16 protein-coding genes and 1 riboswitch are annotated in these 15,043 nt (G+C 55.8%); of the genes, 8 read left to right on the plus strand and 8 right to left on the minus strand.

The window, feature by feature from the left end; genetic code table 11:
- Positions 1-96: 96 nt before the first annotated feature.
- Positions 97-1,227 carry an ABC transporter substrate-binding protein gene (locus F3J26_RS02590; RefSeq protein ID WP_166991145.1) on the minus strand — a complete coding sequence of 377 codons (1,131 nt, stop codon included), beginning with the start codon at positions 1,225-1,227 and terminating at the stop codon, positions 97-99.
- Between the two features lie 189 nt (positions 1,228-1,416).
- Between F3J26_RS02590 and hopBF1 the strand changes: the two genes are divergently transcribed.
- Together hopBF1 and F3J26_RS02600 are read left to right on the plus strand one after the other, a co-directional pair.
- Positions 1,417-2,028, plus strand: a complete 612-nt coding sequence (hopBF1, locus tag F3J26_RS02595) for a T3SS effector protein kinase HopBF1 (protein ID WP_166991148.1) — start codon at positions 1,417-1,419, stop codon at positions 2,026-2,028.
- Positions 2,029-2,039: 11 nt separating this feature from the next.
- A complete protein-coding gene (locus tag F3J26_RS02600; protein WP_442892738.1) occupies positions 2,040-2,495 on the plus strand; it encodes a GNAT family N-acetyltransferase in 456 nt (151 codons plus the stop codon).
- Here the strand turns inward: F3J26_RS02600 and F3J26_RS02605 are convergent.
- On the minus strand, positions 2,482-3,417 hold the full coding sequence (locus F3J26_RS02605; RefSeq protein WP_166991152.1) for a LysR substrate-binding domain-containing protein: 936 nt from the start codon (positions 3,415-3,417) through the stop codon (positions 2,482-2,484). The genes F3J26_RS02600 and F3J26_RS02605 overlap by 14 nt on opposite strands.
- Positions 3,418-3,671: 254 nt before the next feature.
- Between F3J26_RS02605 and F3J26_RS02610 the strand changes: the two genes are divergently transcribed.
- Positions 3,672-4,283 carry an FMN-dependent NADH-azoreductase gene (locus tag F3J26_RS02610; RefSeq protein ID WP_205246341.1) on the plus strand — a complete coding sequence of 204 codons (612 nt, stop codon included), beginning with the start codon at positions 3,672-3,674 and terminating at the stop codon, positions 4,281-4,283.
- A gap of 65 nt (positions 4,284-4,348) precedes the next feature.
- Here F3J26_RS02610 and lpxO read toward each other — a convergent pair whose 3' ends face one another.
- Both lpxO and F3J26_RS02620 read right to left on the minus strand, forming a co-directional pair.
- Positions 4,349-5,251, minus strand: coding sequence for a lipid A hydroxylase LpxO (lpxO, locus tag F3J26_RS02615; RefSeq protein ID WP_008455165.1), 903 nt, complete (start codon positions 5,249-5,251; stop codon positions 4,349-4,351).
- 137 nt (positions 5,252-5,388) lie between these two features.
- Positions 5,389-6,324, minus strand: a complete 936-nt coding sequence (locus tag F3J26_RS02620) for a YadA C-terminal domain-containing protein (protein WP_166991158.1) — start codon at positions 6,322-6,324, stop codon at positions 5,389-5,391.
- Between the two features lie 235 nt (positions 6,325-6,559).
- Between F3J26_RS02620 and F3J26_RS02625 the strand changes: the two genes are divergently transcribed.
- The 4 genes from F3J26_RS02625 (at position 6,560) to F3J26_RS02640 (ending at position 9,271) form a co-directional block, all read left to right on the plus strand.
- Positions 6,560-6,721 (plus strand): hypothetical protein, encoded by a 162-nt coding sequence (locus F3J26_RS02625; protein ID WP_166991161.1) that lies wholly within the window; start codon positions 6,560-6,562, stop codon positions 6,719-6,721.
- A riboswitch (TPP riboswitch) is annotated at positions 6,718-6,814 on the plus strand. It overlaps the preceding gene by 4 nt.
- A gap of 38 nt (positions 6,815-6,852) precedes the next feature.
- Positions 6,853-7,641: a hydroxyethylthiazole kinase gene (thiM, locus tag F3J26_RS02630; RefSeq protein ID WP_166991164.1), complete on the plus strand. Its 789-nt coding sequence runs from the start codon at positions 6,853-6,855 to the stop codon at positions 7,639-7,641.
- On the plus strand, positions 7,638-8,438 hold the full coding sequence (gene thiD / locus F3J26_RS02635) for a bifunctional hydroxymethylpyrimidine kinase/phosphomethylpyrimidine kinase (protein ID WP_166991168.1): 801 nt from the start codon (positions 7,638-7,640) through the stop codon (positions 8,436-8,438). Before thiM ends, thiD begins: the two co-directional genes overlap by 4 nt.
- Positions 8,439-8,524: 86 nt before the next feature.
- Positions 8,525-9,271: a UTRA domain-containing protein gene (locus tag F3J26_RS02640; protein ID WP_166991171.1), complete on the plus strand. Its 747-nt coding sequence runs from the start codon at positions 8,525-8,527 to the stop codon at positions 9,269-9,271.
- Here the strand turns inward: F3J26_RS02640 and F3J26_RS02645 are convergent.
- Genes F3J26_RS02645 through F3J26_RS02655 form a run of 3 tightly spaced genes read right to left on the minus strand, consistent with a single transcriptional unit; the run spans position 9,245 to position 12,520 of the window.
- Complete coding sequence (locus F3J26_RS02645; protein WP_166991174.1) at positions 9,245-10,225, minus strand: PfkB family carbohydrate kinase; 981 nt, start codon at positions 10,223-10,225, stop codon at positions 9,245-9,247. The two genes, F3J26_RS02640 and F3J26_RS02645, sit on opposite strands and share 27 nt — an antisense overlap.
- On the minus strand, positions 10,212-11,225 hold the full coding sequence (locus tag F3J26_RS02650; protein WP_166991177.1) for an ADP-ribosylglycohydrolase family protein: 1,014 nt from the start codon (positions 11,223-11,225) through the stop codon (positions 10,212-10,214). The genes F3J26_RS02645 and F3J26_RS02650 overlap by 14 nt, the downstream gene beginning before the upstream one ends.
- A 2-nt stretch (positions 11,226-11,227) precedes the next feature.
- Positions 11,228-12,520 carry a nucleoside permease gene (locus F3J26_RS02655; protein ID WP_166992893.1) on the minus strand — a complete coding sequence of 431 codons (1,293 nt, stop codon included), beginning with the start codon at positions 12,518-12,520 and terminating at the stop codon, positions 11,228-11,230.
- Positions 12,521-12,779: 259 nt separating this feature from the next.
- On the opposite strand from F3J26_RS02655, the gene fbaB reads away from it, so the two are divergent.
- Positions 12,780-13,832 (plus strand): class I fructose-bisphosphate aldolase, encoded by a 1,053-nt coding sequence (fbaB, locus tag F3J26_RS02660; protein ID WP_166991180.1) that lies wholly within the window; start codon positions 12,780-12,782, stop codon positions 13,830-13,832.
- A 133-nt stretch (positions 13,833-13,965) separates the two neighbouring features.
- Here the strand turns inward: fbaB and yegS are convergent, their stop codons facing one another.
- Positions 13,966-14,865 carry a lipid kinase YegS gene (gene yegS / locus F3J26_RS02665; RefSeq protein WP_166991182.1) on the minus strand — a complete coding sequence of 300 codons (900 nt, stop codon included), beginning with the start codon at positions 14,863-14,865 and terminating at the stop codon, positions 13,966-13,968.
- Positions 14,866-15,043 lie beyond the last annotated feature (178 nt).

The raw sequence follows: 15,043 nt of genomic DNA on the forward strand, positions 1-15,043 counted from the left end.
GGAATAATTCGGGATAAGGCGAAAAGTAAGCAAAAAAAACCGAGTGGTTGGATGACCGCTCGGCAGTACAGATGAACAGACCGGGAATTCAGGCTGTTAAGGGGTAACCCAGAACACGCCGCTGTAATCCAGGGCGGTGAACTGCTTGTGAGCTTGCTCGATGTCGGCCTGTGGATCGATGTCTTTGAACAAATCCGGGTGCAGGAACTTAGCGATGGTTTCCACCGCAATATAGTTCAGCGGAGAGTCGTAGAATTGATGGTAAATCGCCATCACGCGCTTCTCTTTCACCGCCGTGAGCACGTTAATGCCGGTCCGGTTCATCAGCCCTTTGAGCTTCTGTTCGGCCACGGCTTTATCGGCCATATAGCCCAGCGGCACGGCTTTTGGCGAACGGTTGCCGCGGTTCCAGTCGGCACCCGTCATCAGGTAAAAGTCCGGGTTGCTGGTGATCACCTGCTCGGTATTCACCTGGCCGCTCATTTCAGGGAACAGCTTGCTGCCAATATTGTTGCCACCGGCGGTATCAATAAACTGGCCGTAGCTGCCCTTGCCGAAAGTCTGGCAACATTCGTCGCCGCGAATGCCCGCCGCGCGTTCAATAAACACGCTCGGGCGCTGCTCAGGTTTCAGCGTCGCCACGCGCTCGCGCACCAGGTTCATCCTCTGCTGGTAGTACTGAATAAAGGCGTCTGCGTTTTTCTGCTCATCAAACACTTTGCCGAGTAACTCAATGCTGGGCAAAGTGTTGGTCAGCGGCTGCTGGCGGAAGTCGATAATCAGCACCGGAATACCCACTTTTTCCAGCTGGCTCAGCACGCCGCTGTTCTTCAGTTTGGCCAGCACGCCGATGTCAAAAATAATCAGATCCGGCTGTAAGGTGACCGCTTTTTCAACGCTGAAATCCGTGTAGTACGGATTTTCAAACATCGTGATTTTGCTTACCTGGGGGAATTTTCGCGCATAGGCGTCCGCCAGATCGGGCGCTTTGGTCTTCAGCGAGTTATCCCAGGCGATGATGTTTTCCAGCGGATCCTTCGGGTGAATAATATTCAGCGCCAGCAGGGCGCGCGCATCGGCCAGCATCACGCGCTTTGCCGTATGGGGCAGCGTCACTTCCCGGCCCGCTACGTCGGTAACAACAATCGGGGCGGCCTGGGTGGCGAAGCTCAGCAGGGCAACGGCGGCGAGCAGCCAGCGAGCTTTGGCGGTAAACACTGTGAACATGGATGACCTTCAGAACGGGAAAATTTAGGAAGGGAATGATAATCGATCTCATAGCGTTTGGAATGGGGACGCGGGAATTTTTCTGGTTACGAAAGATGCCAGGGCGAGGCTGACGGGAACCTGTCGTCTGCTTTGGCCACTCAAGGGCTTTACTGAACCGTGGTGTTGAACCACACAGGAGAGTCCATCGTGTATAGCGTTTCAAACAATGCAGCCCAGGGGCGGCACTTTCATACGTCTAATGTACAGACACCGGCCACGGCGTTTCAGGATGTACCGTCGCTGGGGCAGAAAATTGGCGCAGGCAGTCAAAAAGATGTTTTTCACTCACGACAGGATCCGCGCAAGTGCCTGTGCCTGTTCAGACCCGGCACCACTGGCACCATTTCAGCGGAGCGGTACGCTTTAAAAGAGCTGGAAACGACCAAACAGCTTAAGCATCTCGGTTTTCCCGTGGTGGACGCTCATGCATTGATTAAACATGGCGGTCACGTGGGCGTGGAGAAAGACTACATTCACAACGCTTTTGATTCCGAAGATATCGTGAATAATAAGAAAAGCCTGCCGGACGATAAGAAATTCAATCAAAACGTCCTGGCCGACTGTAACGCCATTATTAACAAGCTGAAAAATCATGAATTGCACATCGACGATCTGCAATTCTTAGTCGACAGCCATGGCCGCGTGCTGATTAACGATCCGCGCGATGTGATTCGCTCCTCGCCGGAGAAAAGCATCAGTAAAGTTAACGAGCTGCGGGCTCATGCTTTAAATAACCTGCTGGATATTGATAGCGACTAGCAGTGGGATTAATGGGAGGGATAACCGTGCTGCGGATAATGTTGGTGATGCCGGATAACAAAGGCTTTGCCTCACTCAAAGCGCAAAGCGTTGAGGAACAGTACAATATGCTGCGCCGGCTTGAAGCCAACTGGCTTAGCGGAGAAAACCGTTTTGACTTGCCCGGAGAAAAACTACTGGGTGTCTTTGCCCGTGAGGAACTGGTCGGCATTGGCGGGCTTAATCGCGACCCGTTTTCAGCAGACGAACGCGCGGGGCGTATTCGACACCTGTACCTTAGCCCGGCCTGGCGGGGAAAAGGAGCGGGGCAGCAACTGCTGCAGGCCCTGGTTGCCGGCGGAGACCACTGGTTTGATTTTTATAACACCCATGCTCCCGAACACGCCTTTCGCTTTTATGAAGCCGCCGGGTTTCAGGCCGTTTCCGGTGAGGAGAGGGTGACTCACCGGTTGCTTACTCGCCGCTAGTTTTGGGCGAACTGGCGGCCAGTTTTGCCGGGCAGAGGTTTTTAAGCCGTTCAAGCAGCCAGCGTCCGGCCGGGCCGGGCGGGGAGGCAATCGGGTAGACGCCAAACATCGGCAGTGCGAGCCCTGCCGGCGGAACATCCTCAATGTTCAGCCGCACCAGCCGCCCCTCGCGAATATCTCGTTCGACAACGTGTGACGGCATGCTGCCCCAGCCGAGGCCATCGAGCAAAAAGGCGTGTTTGGCCAGCAGATCGCCCAGCCGCCAGGTGGAAGGTGACATTACGCCAAACTCTTTCCCTTTGGAAAGCTCCGAGCGGTCGGTCAGCACCAGCTGAACGTGTTTGGTCAGTTCGGACTTTGGGATGATGCCTTCGAACTGCGCCAGCGGGTGATCGGGCGCGGCTACCATCACCAGCGAAACGCCGGTCAGACGCTCCCCGGTCAGCGAGGCCGGCATATCCGGCAGTGAGCCCAGAATACCAATCCCCGCGCTGCCGTTAAGCACCGGTTTGTAGCCCCCACCCAGCGCCTCTACAAACAGACGCAGCGGCGTGCCGGGAAACTGTTCGCGGAAGGCTTTGGCCGCCGAAGTCATCGCCTCCAGCGGGAAGAAAACGTCCACCACCACCGAAAGTTCAGATTCCAGCCCCAACGACATACCGCGCGCTCTCGCCTTCATAAAATCGACGCCAGAAACAATGCAGCGGGCGTCGATCAGCAGCACTTCACCTTCTGGCGTTAGCTTTGGATAGCGGCCGGAACGGTCGAACAGCTGCACGCCGATCTGGGCTTCCAGCCCCTTAATCAAATCGCTGATCACCGACTGGGCGCGGTACATCTTGCGAGCAGCCGCAGAGAAGCTGCCTTCGTCGACGGCGGCAATAAACGTGCGAAGTTGGTCCAGCGAAATACCGTCCAGCATTGTGGTTCCTGCCTGGCTGTTAAGGAAGAAGCGCAATATAGCCCTTCGGCATGGGTTTGTCATTGGCGATGATGTATCGGACATGGCGATGGATTGCATCGAAATATAACGGCTATTCGGGTGAGAGAGGCGGTGGCATAGTGGCTGCCATGTTCCGCGAATCTTAAAGATTGAGCACACCTATGTTAACGGCTCTAAAAAAACTCTTAACGCGCTTATCCCCTAAATCAGACTCCATTTCAGAGGCTAAAACGATGTCGACTATCCTGCATATTGATACCAGTGTTCTGGGCGGTTATTCCGTCAGCCGCCAGCTGTCGGCGGAGATTGTTGCCCGCCAGAAAACGCTGCACCCCGGTGCCACCGTGATTTACCGCGACCTGGTGCAGTCCCCGGCTCAGCACCTGTCCGACAAGCACATTGCCGCTTTCCAGGGCGCGGAAGTGACCGACGCTGAGCTGGGCGCAGATCTCGCGGCCGGTGGGGCGTTTATTGACGACCTGTTCGCCGCAGACGTGATTGTCATTGGCGTGCCGATGTACAACTTTTCTATTCCATCCCAGCTTAAGGCGTGGATCGACCGAGTTTGTGTGGCTGGACGCACCTTCCAGTACGGCGCCAACGGCCCGGAAGGCCTGCTGCCAAAAGGCAAAAAAGTGTTTATCGCTTCTTCGCGCGGCGGCCAGTACACCGGCGACAGCCCGGCGGCATTCCTGGAGCATCAGGAATCCTATTTGAAAGCGGTACTGGGCTTCATTGGCCTGACCGATGTGACCATTATTCGCGCAGAAAACCTGAGCCGTGGCGACGAAGCGAAAAGCGCCGCACTCGCCGATGCGAAAAACCAGATTGCGTCACTGGCCTGATTACGGATAACGAATAACGAGCCCTGGCTATTACTGCAAAGGCTCGTTTATTTCGCGGAAGTGAACTAAAACGCCCGCCAGATAAGCACGGCAATCCCGCCAAACAGGATCCATTTCACGATGTAATACACCGTTTTATTCCAGCTTTTTAACTTCTTGCCGACGATACGAATCTGATAGATGTATCGGAAAGCGCGGTTGATCCCACCGATGCGGTCGTTTTCATCGTTAGGTGCCGACGCGGCGCTCATCAGGTTGCGCCCCAGCCAGTGGTTAACCGCCTGAGCCCAGCGGTAGCGCATCGGTCTTTCCACGTCGCAGAACAGAATCAGGCGATTTTCGCCGCTGGTGTTTTCCGCGTAGTGAATATAGGTTTCATCGAACAGCACGCCTTCACCGTCCCGCCAGCTATAGCGCTTCCCGTCCACTTCAATAAAGCAGCGATCGTCATTCGGGGTCGCAAGTCCAAGGTGAAAACGCAGCGAACCGGCGTACGGATCCCGGTGCCTCGGCAGGCGGCTGCCGTCGGGCAGGGTGGCGAACATCGCAGCTTTGATGGAAGGAATGGTGCGCAGCAGTTCGGTGGTTTTCGGGCACAGTATGCTGGCCGACGGGTGGGCGTTTTCATACCATTTCAGGTAAAAGCGCTTCCAGCCTGTTTTAAAGAAGGAGTTGAAACCGGCGTCGTTAAATTTATCCGCGGCTTTTATCTGCTCCATTTGTTGCAGATGCATACCTTCGTCGCGAATCACTTCCCAGTTTTCCCGCAGCGTTGTCAGCTCGGGAAAGGTTTCCGGTGTTAAATAGGGCGTATTCGGCACCCTGGAGAAAAGATACATAAAACCGTTAAGCGGGGCGGTAAACGTGGAATGGTCCGACAGCTGCCGCCAGAAACGAAAGCGAATCTTGCCGCGATAATGCACATAGACCACTGAAATAATAATGATGAGTAAAATAATATATTTCATATTGTTATCTGACCACTGTGTTTTTTTGCTCATTCCCTGCCGGGCCAAAGCCCCGACTGCCCAAAATGCGCCTTTGAAAAGGCGCTGAAATAGAGCATAGCAGTGGTTTTAACGAAGTAAATGTTGCCTGGGAAAACTTACCAGCCTACAGATAACCCCGCGCCGTAACCCATATTGTTTTCTGTATCATCACTGACGGTGGCTTTCACAACAACAGCATTTCCGATACGTGTAGAGGCGCCCACGGCTAAAGCATTTTCACCTTCATAGCCGCCAATCCCTGCCCCTATAGCCACGGTTTGATTATTCATCACCTGCGGTATATTGCTCATTGCCATCGCGCCAGAGATACCCGCGTTGGCCTCTTTTTGATTATTGTTAACTTCATCTTTTAATGCAGAAAATGCATTATTTAATTTGGCTATCGATAGGCTGTTGGCCTGAATCAGGCGGGTATTATTTTCTGCATGTTCCGTATTTAAAGAAATATTGTTAGCGTTAGTGGATACGCGTGCCTGCGTTGCCGTATCAAGTTTCGTTTCGGCGGTTATCAGGCCATTTTTGCCATTAATACCATTTGTTCCGTTTTTACCATCAGCGCCGTTTTTAACCTGAGACTGGACATATTCGATCATCGCTTTATCTTTGGCTGCCTGGTGGTCGGCATCTGTCTCCGGGCTGTCCAGGTGTGAACTTTTATCGGCTGTGGACGGTACAACCGGATCCATAATTATCGCCGTTGAAGGGGTAAGCGTGCTGGCGACGATTGAGTGGGGAGCATCGAGATGCGGCGGAACGGGCTCTGAATGATTCCAGTCCATATGCGGGGTCGTCACCGTCCCACTCACAAAATCGCTGGTATAGTTTGTCTGATGGGCGCGATCGTAATCCCGTACAGCCTGCTGCTGCGACGCATCCATACTTTCAAAACTGGCCTTTGCTTCCTGCCAGGTAATAGATTTATTCACCATATTATTATAGAAGTCGCTTACCACATCAGCCCTGGCTGAAGTCGAAAGGACCAAAATACCAAACACCAAAGCCATTGATTGACCAAAGTTAAAGGATTTCATTTTTCTCTCACCATAAATAAATTGAACGTTCCAATGCATTATTGAGTGCACTAATAACGGCGATGAACTATCCCGAAATGTGACAATGCAATCCTTGATCTAAATCATAAGAAAATTCTTAGTGGAGAGTGTTTAAAAGCGATAAAACAGGCCGTTCACATTCATCATTTGCGCTGGTGCCAGGCTGCTCACACCGCTGTTACAATCGGGGTGAAAAGGGGTAAGGCGCTTACGTTTGAAAGTGCAGTTACTCGCGGGCCGCTTGATGGCAGAAGGGCGTGGAGCGGCTAAATTCGACGGGATGATGACCGTTTTTGCCGTTTACAAGACTTCCCGCTGGCATTACCATCCTCTGCACGGATTAATGACCTGCATTAATCACAACATATTGCTGTAAATGACTCGGGGTGCCCTTCTTTGTGAAGGCTGAGAAATACCCGTACCACCTGATCTGGATAATGCCAGCGTAGGGAAGTCAGATGCCTGTCCGGCGTCCCTTCTTTCACGCCGGACAGGAGCCTTACCGTTATGCAACCTGACCTGCTACCCGGCGCAACCGCCGCCTCTGTTTTACACCACCTCCGTCAGCATTCGCCGCTGGTTCACTGCATGACCAATGACGTAGTGCAAACCTTTACCGCTAACGTGCTGCTGGCGCTTGGGGCTGCCCCGGCGATGGTGATTGAAGCCGAAGAAGCGGCACAATTTAGCGGGCTTGCCAGCGCGCTGCTGATCAACATTGGCACCCTGACTTCAGAACGCGCGACGGCGATGCTGGCTGCTATTCACGCCGCCAATAGCGCCGAAACGCCGTGGGCACTAGACCCGGTCGCCGTGGGTGGTTTGGCTTTCCGCACGCGCTTCGCTCGCGAAATTATTCAACTGAAACCCGCCGCCATTCGCGGTAATGCGTCTGAAATCATGGCGTTGGCAGGGGAGCAGGCCGGAGGCCGTGGCGTAGACAGCACCGATGATGCACTTTCGGCGATCCCGGCGGCGCAAAAGCTGGCGCGCGAAACCGGTGCAGTGGTTGCCGTAACCGGAGAAACTGATTACGTCACCGATGGCGAACGAACGTTTGCCGTGACCGGCGGGGGAGAACTCATGACGCGTGTGGTCGGCACCGGCTGCGCGCTTTCCGCCGTGGTTGCTGCGTGCTGTGCTTTACCGGGAGACAGGCTGGACAATGTCGCCGGCGCCTGCCGCTTTATGTCGCTTGCCGGCGAGCAGGCCATCGCCGCCAGCCGTGGGCCGGGCAGTTTTACCCCAGCCTTCCTCGACGCCCTTTATCTGCTTAACGCGGAGGGGCTGGCATGAAACGCATCAACGCATTAACTATTGCCGGAACCGATCCAAGCGGTGGCGCGGGGATCCAGGCCGATCTGAAAACTTTCTCCGCGCTTGGCGCTTACGGCACAAGCGTGATCACTGCGCTGGTGGCGCAGAATACCCGTGGCGTGCAGTCCGTTTATCGTATTGAGCCTGAGTTTGTGGCGGCGCAGTTAGATTCTGTCTTGAGCGACGTGCGCATCGACACCACAAAAATTGGCATGCTGGCAGAGGCCGATATCGTTGAAGCCGTCGCAGAGCGACTGGCGTTCTATAAGGTACCAAACGTGGTGCTGGACACGGTGATGCTGGCGAAAAGCGGCGATCCGCTGCTGGCCCCATCGGCGGTAGAAAGCTTACGTCGGAAGCTATTGCCGCATGTCGCGCTGATCACGCCCAATCTCCCGGAAGCGGCAGCGCTGCTGGATGCGCCCCACGCGCGCAGTGAAAAAGAGATGCGCGAACAGGGTGAAGCGCTGCTGGCAATGGGCTGCGAGGCCGTGCTGATGAAAGGCGGGCACCTCGACGACGCAGAAAGCCCGGACTGGCTATTTACTAGCCACGATGTCCAGCGCTTTACCGCGCCGCGCGTGCAAACAAAAAACACCCACGGCACTGGCTGCACTTTATCTGCCGCGCTGGCTGCGCTCCGCCCCCGCCATGACGACTGGGCGCAAACCGTGGCTGCCGCAAAAATCTGGTTGTCGAAGGCGCTGGCTCAGGCGGATTCGCTGGAGGTCGGGCACGGTATCGGCCCGGTACATCATTTTCACGAATGGTGGTAACTGTCGGTTAAAAGAGAAGTTTTTAGCCAGCGTAATACCAGTGGTACTATACTGGCTTCATCTTCCCTGCCGGACAATTGCGTACCATGGAACAGGCTCATCACCAGTTAGTTGAACAGCTCAAACAGCGCTTTTCCGCTCCGGATAACGCTCCTCTGTACCTCAAGTTTGCCGAAACGGTGAAAAACGCCGTGCGCGCGGGCCTGTTGCCGCAGGGCAATATCCTGCCGGGGGAGCGCGATCTCAGCCAGCTCACGGGGGTGTCACGCATTACCGTGCGCAAGGCGATGCAGGCGCTGGAAGATGACGGCGTGGTGACGCGTTCGCGCGGCTACGGGACGCAAATTAATGCGACGTTTGAGTATTCGCTGAAAGAGGCCAGGGGCTTTTCGCAGCAGGTTGTGCTTCGGGGTAAAAAGCCAAATACGCTGTGGGTGAACAAACGCGTGGTGAAATGCCCGGCAGACGTGGCTGAACAACTCGCGATCCCGGCGGAAAGCGAGGTTTTCCTGCTCAAGCGCATTCGCTACGTGGATGAAGATGCGGTGTCTATCGAAGAGTCTTACGTGCCGACCGGGCTGATTGCCGACCCGGATGAGATTGGCGTTTCGCTGTACGACTACTTCCGCAGCCAGAACATTATTCCGCAGCGCACCCGCAGCCGGGTCAGCGCCAGAATGCCGGACAGCGAATTCCAGTCACACATCAAACTGGAAACGCCGGTGCCGGTTTTGGTCATCAAACAGGTGGCGTTCGACCCGCACAACCGGCCCATCGAGTACAGCATCAGCCATTGCCGCAGCGACTTATACGTTTTCGTCTGCGAGGAGTAAGGTTTGCTCGAGCTGCGCGAGTTTTGGCGCGCAGTCCCCGCCCCGGTGGCCGACCACGTAGCTGGCTACCGCATTCCCGAGGCTGACTGCTTCTTCCAGGCTCCAGCCTGCCGCCAGGCCCGCAATTGTGCCGCCCGCATGGCTGTCGCCCGCGCCGATGGTATCCACGACGGTAGTCGGGAAGGGCGCAGCGATCCCTATGTTATCGCCGGCCGCAAACCACGCGCCGTCCTTATCTAAACGAACGATTAGCGGGCTGCCGTAGCGGGTGAGCCATGCACGGCAAATCGCTTCAATATTTTCCGCTTCCACTTCAAGCCATTCGGCAACAATCGCCGCTTCCTGACGGTTGAGCGAAACAATCGGTTTGCAGGCCATAATCCGCGCCAGCAGCGGCTGCGGGATATCTGCGATACGCGGGCCAAAGTCGATGAACGGGGTAATTTCCTGCAGCGACTCCAGCCAGCCAACGAGCAGTTCCGCACACGGCCCGGCAAGCTGGTAGCCAGAGAGCGAGAGCAGGCTACCTGGCGGGATGGTCAGGCCGTCAAGCCAGGCCTGATTCCACTGATGCTCGACGCCGCGAAACGACATAAAGGTGCGTTCGCCGTCGGGTTCGACCAGTGCCAGGCACCAGCCATTGTCTCCCGTATCGGTGTGGATCTCGCTGCGGATGTGCTGTTTTTCCAGGCTGTTGCGAATAATGTCGGCCCAAGTGCCCTGGCCAATTGGCAGCGCGTTCTGCGAGTCAATGCCGAGGCGCGAAAGCGTGATGGCGATGTTCAGCGCGCAGCCGCCAATGTTCACGCCCTGCTGATGCAGTTCGATATCGCAGCCGCGCCACGGGAGGGCGTAGGCGTCGGCGATGACGTCAATCACCGCCGAACCGAGCACGCAAACCGGGCGTTGAGCCTGCAGCTGGGGCAGTTTGCTCAGCAGTTCATTTGGCTTCATGGCTGGCCTCTCTTTGCTGGCGATAGGCCATAAAGATGCGGCTGTAGCGCGTGAAGTCGAGCTGGTTCTCTTCATCCAGCTCCTGTTTCAGCGCCGGGTCGATGCTTTCCACGCCGTTCAGCGCGCCGCAGATAGCGGTGGCCATAGCGCCGATGGTGTCGGTGTCTCCGCCGAGATTGGCGCACAGGATGGCGCAGCGGTTAGGGTCGGTTTTCGCCAGCTCGACCATCGCAATCGCCGCCGGTACCGACTCAACGGTGCTGGTACCGGTGCCGACCAGCTGGTAAATCTCTTCCATGGCGGATTCGGTGCCGCGCGCTTTTCTTGCCACGCTCAGCGCTAATTCCAGGCGTGCCGCGAGGGACGCGCTAAATGTCGTGATGCGTTTTTCCTGCGCGTGGCGGGCGATGGAGGGCATCTCATCGCAAATTGTGGCCCAGCTTGCGCCGTCGATAGCGCGGGAAATGGCCCAGGCAATAACGACTGCCCCGGCAATGGCCAGATCTGATTTGTGCGTCGGGCTCGAAGCTAGCGCGACCTCGTCCACAAACTCATCGAGACTGGCCGTGGGCAGCAGGCAGCCAAGCGGGGAGGCACGCATCGCCGCCCCGTTGGTTACGCCGTTGTTTTCCAGCTCGCTTACCAGCGTGCCTTGTTTAATCGCATTCAGGGCTATTTTCGACGTCGGGCCGAGCACGTTTTTGTTAAACGCGTCGAACCCTTCTGCCCACGCCAGAATATGGCGGCCAATGGCGTCCGGGTTGATAACCCCGTGGTGCTCGATGATGGCGTCCGCCAGCGCCAGCGCCATTGAGGTGTCATCGGTAAACTTAGCGCGGGCAAAATAACAGGCGGCGTTGTTTTCTGCCGGACCCGGCAGGAACTTGTCTATCCAGCCGAAGTAGGCCTTCACCCGCGAGCGCGGCCACAGTTCGGACGGCATCCCCATCGCATCACCTAACATCTGGCCGTAAAAGGCTCCCAGAATACGATTTTCCATTGTTACGCTTCCTTTAATACTTTTTCAGATTCATCACCGGCAACGGCGATGGCAGCAATCTCTTTGTCCGACTCGCGGAAGAAGACCATGAACAGCACGGCGATGACGGCAATCATTATTGCGCCAAAGCCCCACATCCCCGCCCAGTTAAAGGTCTGACCGTTCACCGGTGAGGAGTAAGCAAACATTTTTTCCATCATTTTGCCGCCAAGGCTGTAGCCGAGCAGGCTGCCGAAGCCCTGGCAGCAAAGGGTGATCAGCCCCTGCGCCGCGGTGCGCATGTACACCGGGGATTTCTTGTCTACGTAAATGTAGGCGGTGACGTAGTAGAAGTCGTAGCTCACGCCGTGCAGCAGAATGCCGAGGAACAGCAGGCCGTAAGTGAACAGGTGCGATGCGTCGCCGTACACAAAGAAGCCGTAGCGGATGGCGGCGGTGATCAGGCCCAGCAGCAGAACCTTTTTAATACCAAAGCGCTTAGTGAAGAACGGCAGCGCCAGCATAAAGAAGATTTCCGAGAACTGGCCAAGCGTCATCCAGCCCGTGGCGTTGTGCATCCCGACTTCGGTCAGATAGCCGTTGGCGAAGATGTAGTAGAACGCCAGCGGCATCGCAAACAGGAAGGAACAGAAGAAGAAGACCAGGAAGTTTTTGTCCTTCAGCAGCACCAGCGCGTCCAGGCCCAGCATCACCTTCAGGCTGAGCTTGCCGGTGCTTTTCGGCGGCGTGTTCGGCAGGAACAAAGCGAATACGCCTAACATAACCGAGCTGATGGCGGTGATCAGCAGCGGCACGTTGGTTGGCGAGATATCGCTAAAGCCCATTATCTGCGGCAGGAAGCCACACACGATCCCGGAGGCAATCCAGCCGATGGTGCCCATCACACGAATACGCGGGAAATCACGCTCCACGTCGTCGACGTTGGAAAACGCGATGCTGTTGGTCAGCGCGATGGTTGGCATATAGGTGAGCGAGTAAGCCAGCAGCAGCGGGAAGAAATAGACAAACTCCGTTTGCTGGGCGGCCAGATACATCAGCCCGGCGCCGACAAACATCAGCAGCGCCAGTACTTTTTGTGCGGCAAAGAAGCGGTCGGTCAGCGAGCCGACCAGAATAGGAGACAGAATAGCAGCGATGGCGGTGCAGGCGTAGGACCAGCCGATTTCACCGGCGGTAAAACCACTTTTGTTGAGGAACAGCCACAGGGGCACAAACCAGGCGCCCCAGATAAACCATTCCATAAACATCATGAACGAAAGGCTAATCGTTGTACGTTTCATGCTCAGGACCTTCATGACAGGTGTAGGGTGTGCCTTAACCATACCAATTAATAATACCTTTTAAATACCTTTGCGTCGATTCTATGATCGCCTTTGCAAAAATAGCCGGGGTGGCCACCTGGCTTTACTCCTGGAAAGGAGGCAAAAGTGCGCTTGAACTGGCAAATCCCCGCCGTCGGTACCAGGATTAGTGCGGCCGGTTTTTTCGACCCGGCAGAACAGGATTCTTCATGCGCAGCGGGCAGGGGGCTCGCTGCCTTTACGGGAGCGTATTATGACTGATATTGCGCAGTTGCTTGGCAAAGATGCCGACGGCTTGTTACAGCATCGTTGTATGACTATTCCGGCAGACCAGCTTTATCTGCCCGGCTCGGACTACGTTGACAGGGTGATGGTAGACAACAATCGCCCGCCTGCGGTGCTGCGAAACATGCAGACGCTGTACAACACCGGGCGTCTGGCTGGGACTGGCTACCTCTCTATTCTTCCCGTCGATCAGGGCGTTGAACACTCGGCGGGGGCTTCTTTCGCCGCGAACCCGCTCTACTTCGATCCGAAAAACATCGTTGAACTGGCCATCGAGGCAGGCTGTAACTGCGTGGCTTCTACCTATGGCGTACTGGCCTCGGTTTCACGCCGCTATGCCCACCGCATTCCGTTCCTGGTGAAGCTTAATCACAATGAGACGTTGAGCTACCCGACCACCTACGACCAGACGCTGTACGCCAGCGTAGAGCAGGCCTTCAACATGGGCGCCGTTGCTGTCGGGGCCACGATTTACTTTGGTTCACCGGAATCCCGCCGCCAGATTGAAGAGATCTCCGCCGCCTTTGAGCGTGCGCATGAACTTGGCCTGGTCACCGTGCTTTGGGCCTATCTGCGTAACTCCGCATTTAAAAAAGACGGGGTGGATTATCACGTCAGCGCCGACTTAACCGGGCAGGCTAACCACCTGGCGGCGACTATCGGGGCCGATATCGTAAAGCAAAAAATGGCGGAGAATAACGGCGGCTATAAAGCGGTAAACTTTGGCTATACCGACGAAAAAGTTTACAGCAAGCTGACCACCGACAACCCTATCGACCTGGTGCGCTACCAGCTGGCTAACTGCTATATGGGCCGCGCCGGCCTTATCAACTCCGGCGGTGCCGCAGGCGGTGAAACTGACCTGGCAGATGCGGTGCGTACGGCGGTGATCAACAAACGTGCGGGCGGTATGGGGCTGATTCTGGGGCGCAAAGCGTTCAAGAAATCAATGGTCGACGGCGTGAGGCTGATCAACGCCGTGCAGGATGTTTACCTGAATGAGAAAGTGACCATCGCTTAAGCTCTGTTAAGTAAGATTATAAGGCCCTCTTTTATGAGGGCTTTTTTATGCGGATTTTTATACTGTGGCATTATTACCTTCACCCTAACCCTCTCCCTGGAAGGGAGAGGCGAAAAGGCTTCACCGTGCTGGCTTACCCCAATAGCGGGCAATTAGGCGGTAAACGACAGGCCAGCGCATTCGGATGCACTTCAATGCGAAAATGCCGTCCGCTCAGCGGTTCCCCGTCCAGGTTAAAGGTAATATCGTGCGGGGCCGAAATCTCAAACCAGGCCGATTTCCCTTCAATAATGTTTGGGTTTTCATCCGGGCGCGTGAGCGTAGTCAACAGCGCAGGAAGCAGGTCTTCACCGGTGAAAATCCGTAGATCAAGCAGCCCGTCGTTGATCAACGCCTCCGGGCAAAGCTGTTGCCCGCCGCCGGCCTGGCAACCGTTACCGATGCCGATCACTAATGCGTCGCCCTGCCAGCTAAAGCCTTCTCCGCGAATGTCGCAGCGATCCGGCTTGAGCATGTCCATGCGCATTAAACCGTGAATAAAGTATGAGACGCCGCCAAGCGCTGCTTTGAGTTTTTCCGGCGTTTCGGTGGTGATGCGTGTGCCAAATCCGCCGGTCGCCATGTTGATGAAGAAGGCTTCATCGTTGACCTGCACCAGGTCGATATTGGCGGCTTTGCCAAACAGCGCGAGGCGCAGCGCTTTTTCAAAGTCCTCAGGAATACCGACGCTGGTGGCAAAGTCGTTGGCTGTCCCCAGCGGGAGAATGCCCAATGCCGGGCGGCTGCCCGCAGAAAGCTTCGCGAGGCAGGTGGCAATCTCATTGATTGTGCCGTCACCGCCGCCGGCAACCACGGTGTCTACGCCGAGGTTCAGGGCTTCGTCAATGTAACGTTCGGCATCACCTTTTTCCCAGGTCACCCTGATATGCAAGGTGTAACCTTCCTCACGCAGCGTATGCACGGCCTCGCGCAGCTGTGGGTTACCGGCGCCTTTACCGTTCAGAATCAAAAATGAATGCGGGGATCTCTCCATGACTTACCTCAGAAAAGTGAGCATTATCAAAGTGTAGAGCAAAGTGGGCGCGGGGGAGTAAGAACTGGCTGAATCAGCGGAAAAAAGAAAGCCTGCGCAAGGGAGATTGCGCAGGCCAAGGAGGTGGTTCCTGGTACAGCTAGCATTTATGGGTTATGTTTTTCAGCTTGCGGATAAT

The sequence above is a fragment of the Enterobacter sp. Ap-867 genome (assembly GCF_011752855.1).
In the GTDB taxonomy this organism is placed as follows: Bacteria; Pseudomonadota; Gammaproteobacteria; order Enterobacterales; family Enterobacteriaceae; genus Cedecea.

What these genes read in the sequence shown, in the direction of transcription:
- F3J26_RS02650 (WP_166991177.1), bottom strand. Translation starts at nt 11,225, where the DNA reads ATGGAAAATCGTATTCTGGGAGCCTTTTACGGCCAGATGTTAGGTGAT.
- F3J26_RS02655 (WP_166992893.1), bottom strand. Translation starts at nt 12,520, where the DNA reads ATGAAGGTCCTGAGCATGAAACGTACAACGATTAGCCTTTCGTTCATG.
- F3J26_RS02645 (WP_166991174.1), bottom strand. Translation starts at nt 10,225, where the DNA reads ATGAAGCCAAATGAACTGCTGAGCAAACTGCCCCAGCTGCAGGCTCAA.
- lpxO (WP_008455165.1), bottom strand. Translation starts at nt 5,251, where the DNA reads ATGAAATATATTATTTTACTCATCATTATTATTTCAGTGGTCTATGTG.
- fbaB (WP_166991180.1), top strand. Translation starts at nt 12,780, where the DNA reads ATGACTGATATTGCGCAGTTGCTTGGCAAAGATGCCGACGGCTTGTTA.
- F3J26_RS02610 (WP_205246341.1), top strand. Translation starts at nt 3,672, where the DNA reads ATGTCGACTATCCTGCATATTGATACCAGTGTTCTGGGCGGTTATTCC.
- yegS (WP_166991182.1), bottom strand. Translation starts at nt 14,865, where the DNA reads ATGGAGAGATCCCCGCATTCATTTTTGATTCTGAACGGTAAAGGCGCC.
- F3J26_RS02640 (WP_166991171.1), top strand. Translation starts at nt 8,525, where the DNA reads ATGGAACAGGCTCATCACCAGTTAGTTGAACAGCTCAAACAGCGCTTT.
- F3J26_RS02605 (WP_166991152.1), bottom strand. Translation starts at nt 3,417, where the DNA reads ATGCTGGACGGTATTTCGCTGGACCAACTTCGCACGTTTATTGCCGCC.
- F3J26_RS02600 (WP_442892738.1), top strand. Translation starts at nt 2,040, where the DNA reads ATGGGAGGGATAACCGTGCTGCGGATAATGTTGGTGATGCCGGATAAC.
- F3J26_RS02590 (WP_166991145.1), bottom strand. Translation starts at nt 1,227, where the DNA reads ATGTTCACAGTGTTTACCGCCAAAGCTCGCTGGCTGCTCGCCGCCGTT.
- F3J26_RS02620 (WP_166991158.1), bottom strand. Translation starts at nt 6,324, where the DNA reads ATGAAATCCTTTAACTTTGGTCAATCAATGGCTTTGGTGTTTGGTATT.
- thiD (WP_166991168.1), top strand. Translation starts at nt 7,638, where the DNA reads ATGAAACGCATCAACGCATTAACTATTGCCGGAACCGATCCAAGCGGT.
- thiM (WP_166991164.1), top strand. Translation starts at nt 6,853, where the DNA reads ATGCAACCTGACCTGCTACCCGGCGCAACCGCCGCCTCTGTTTTACAC.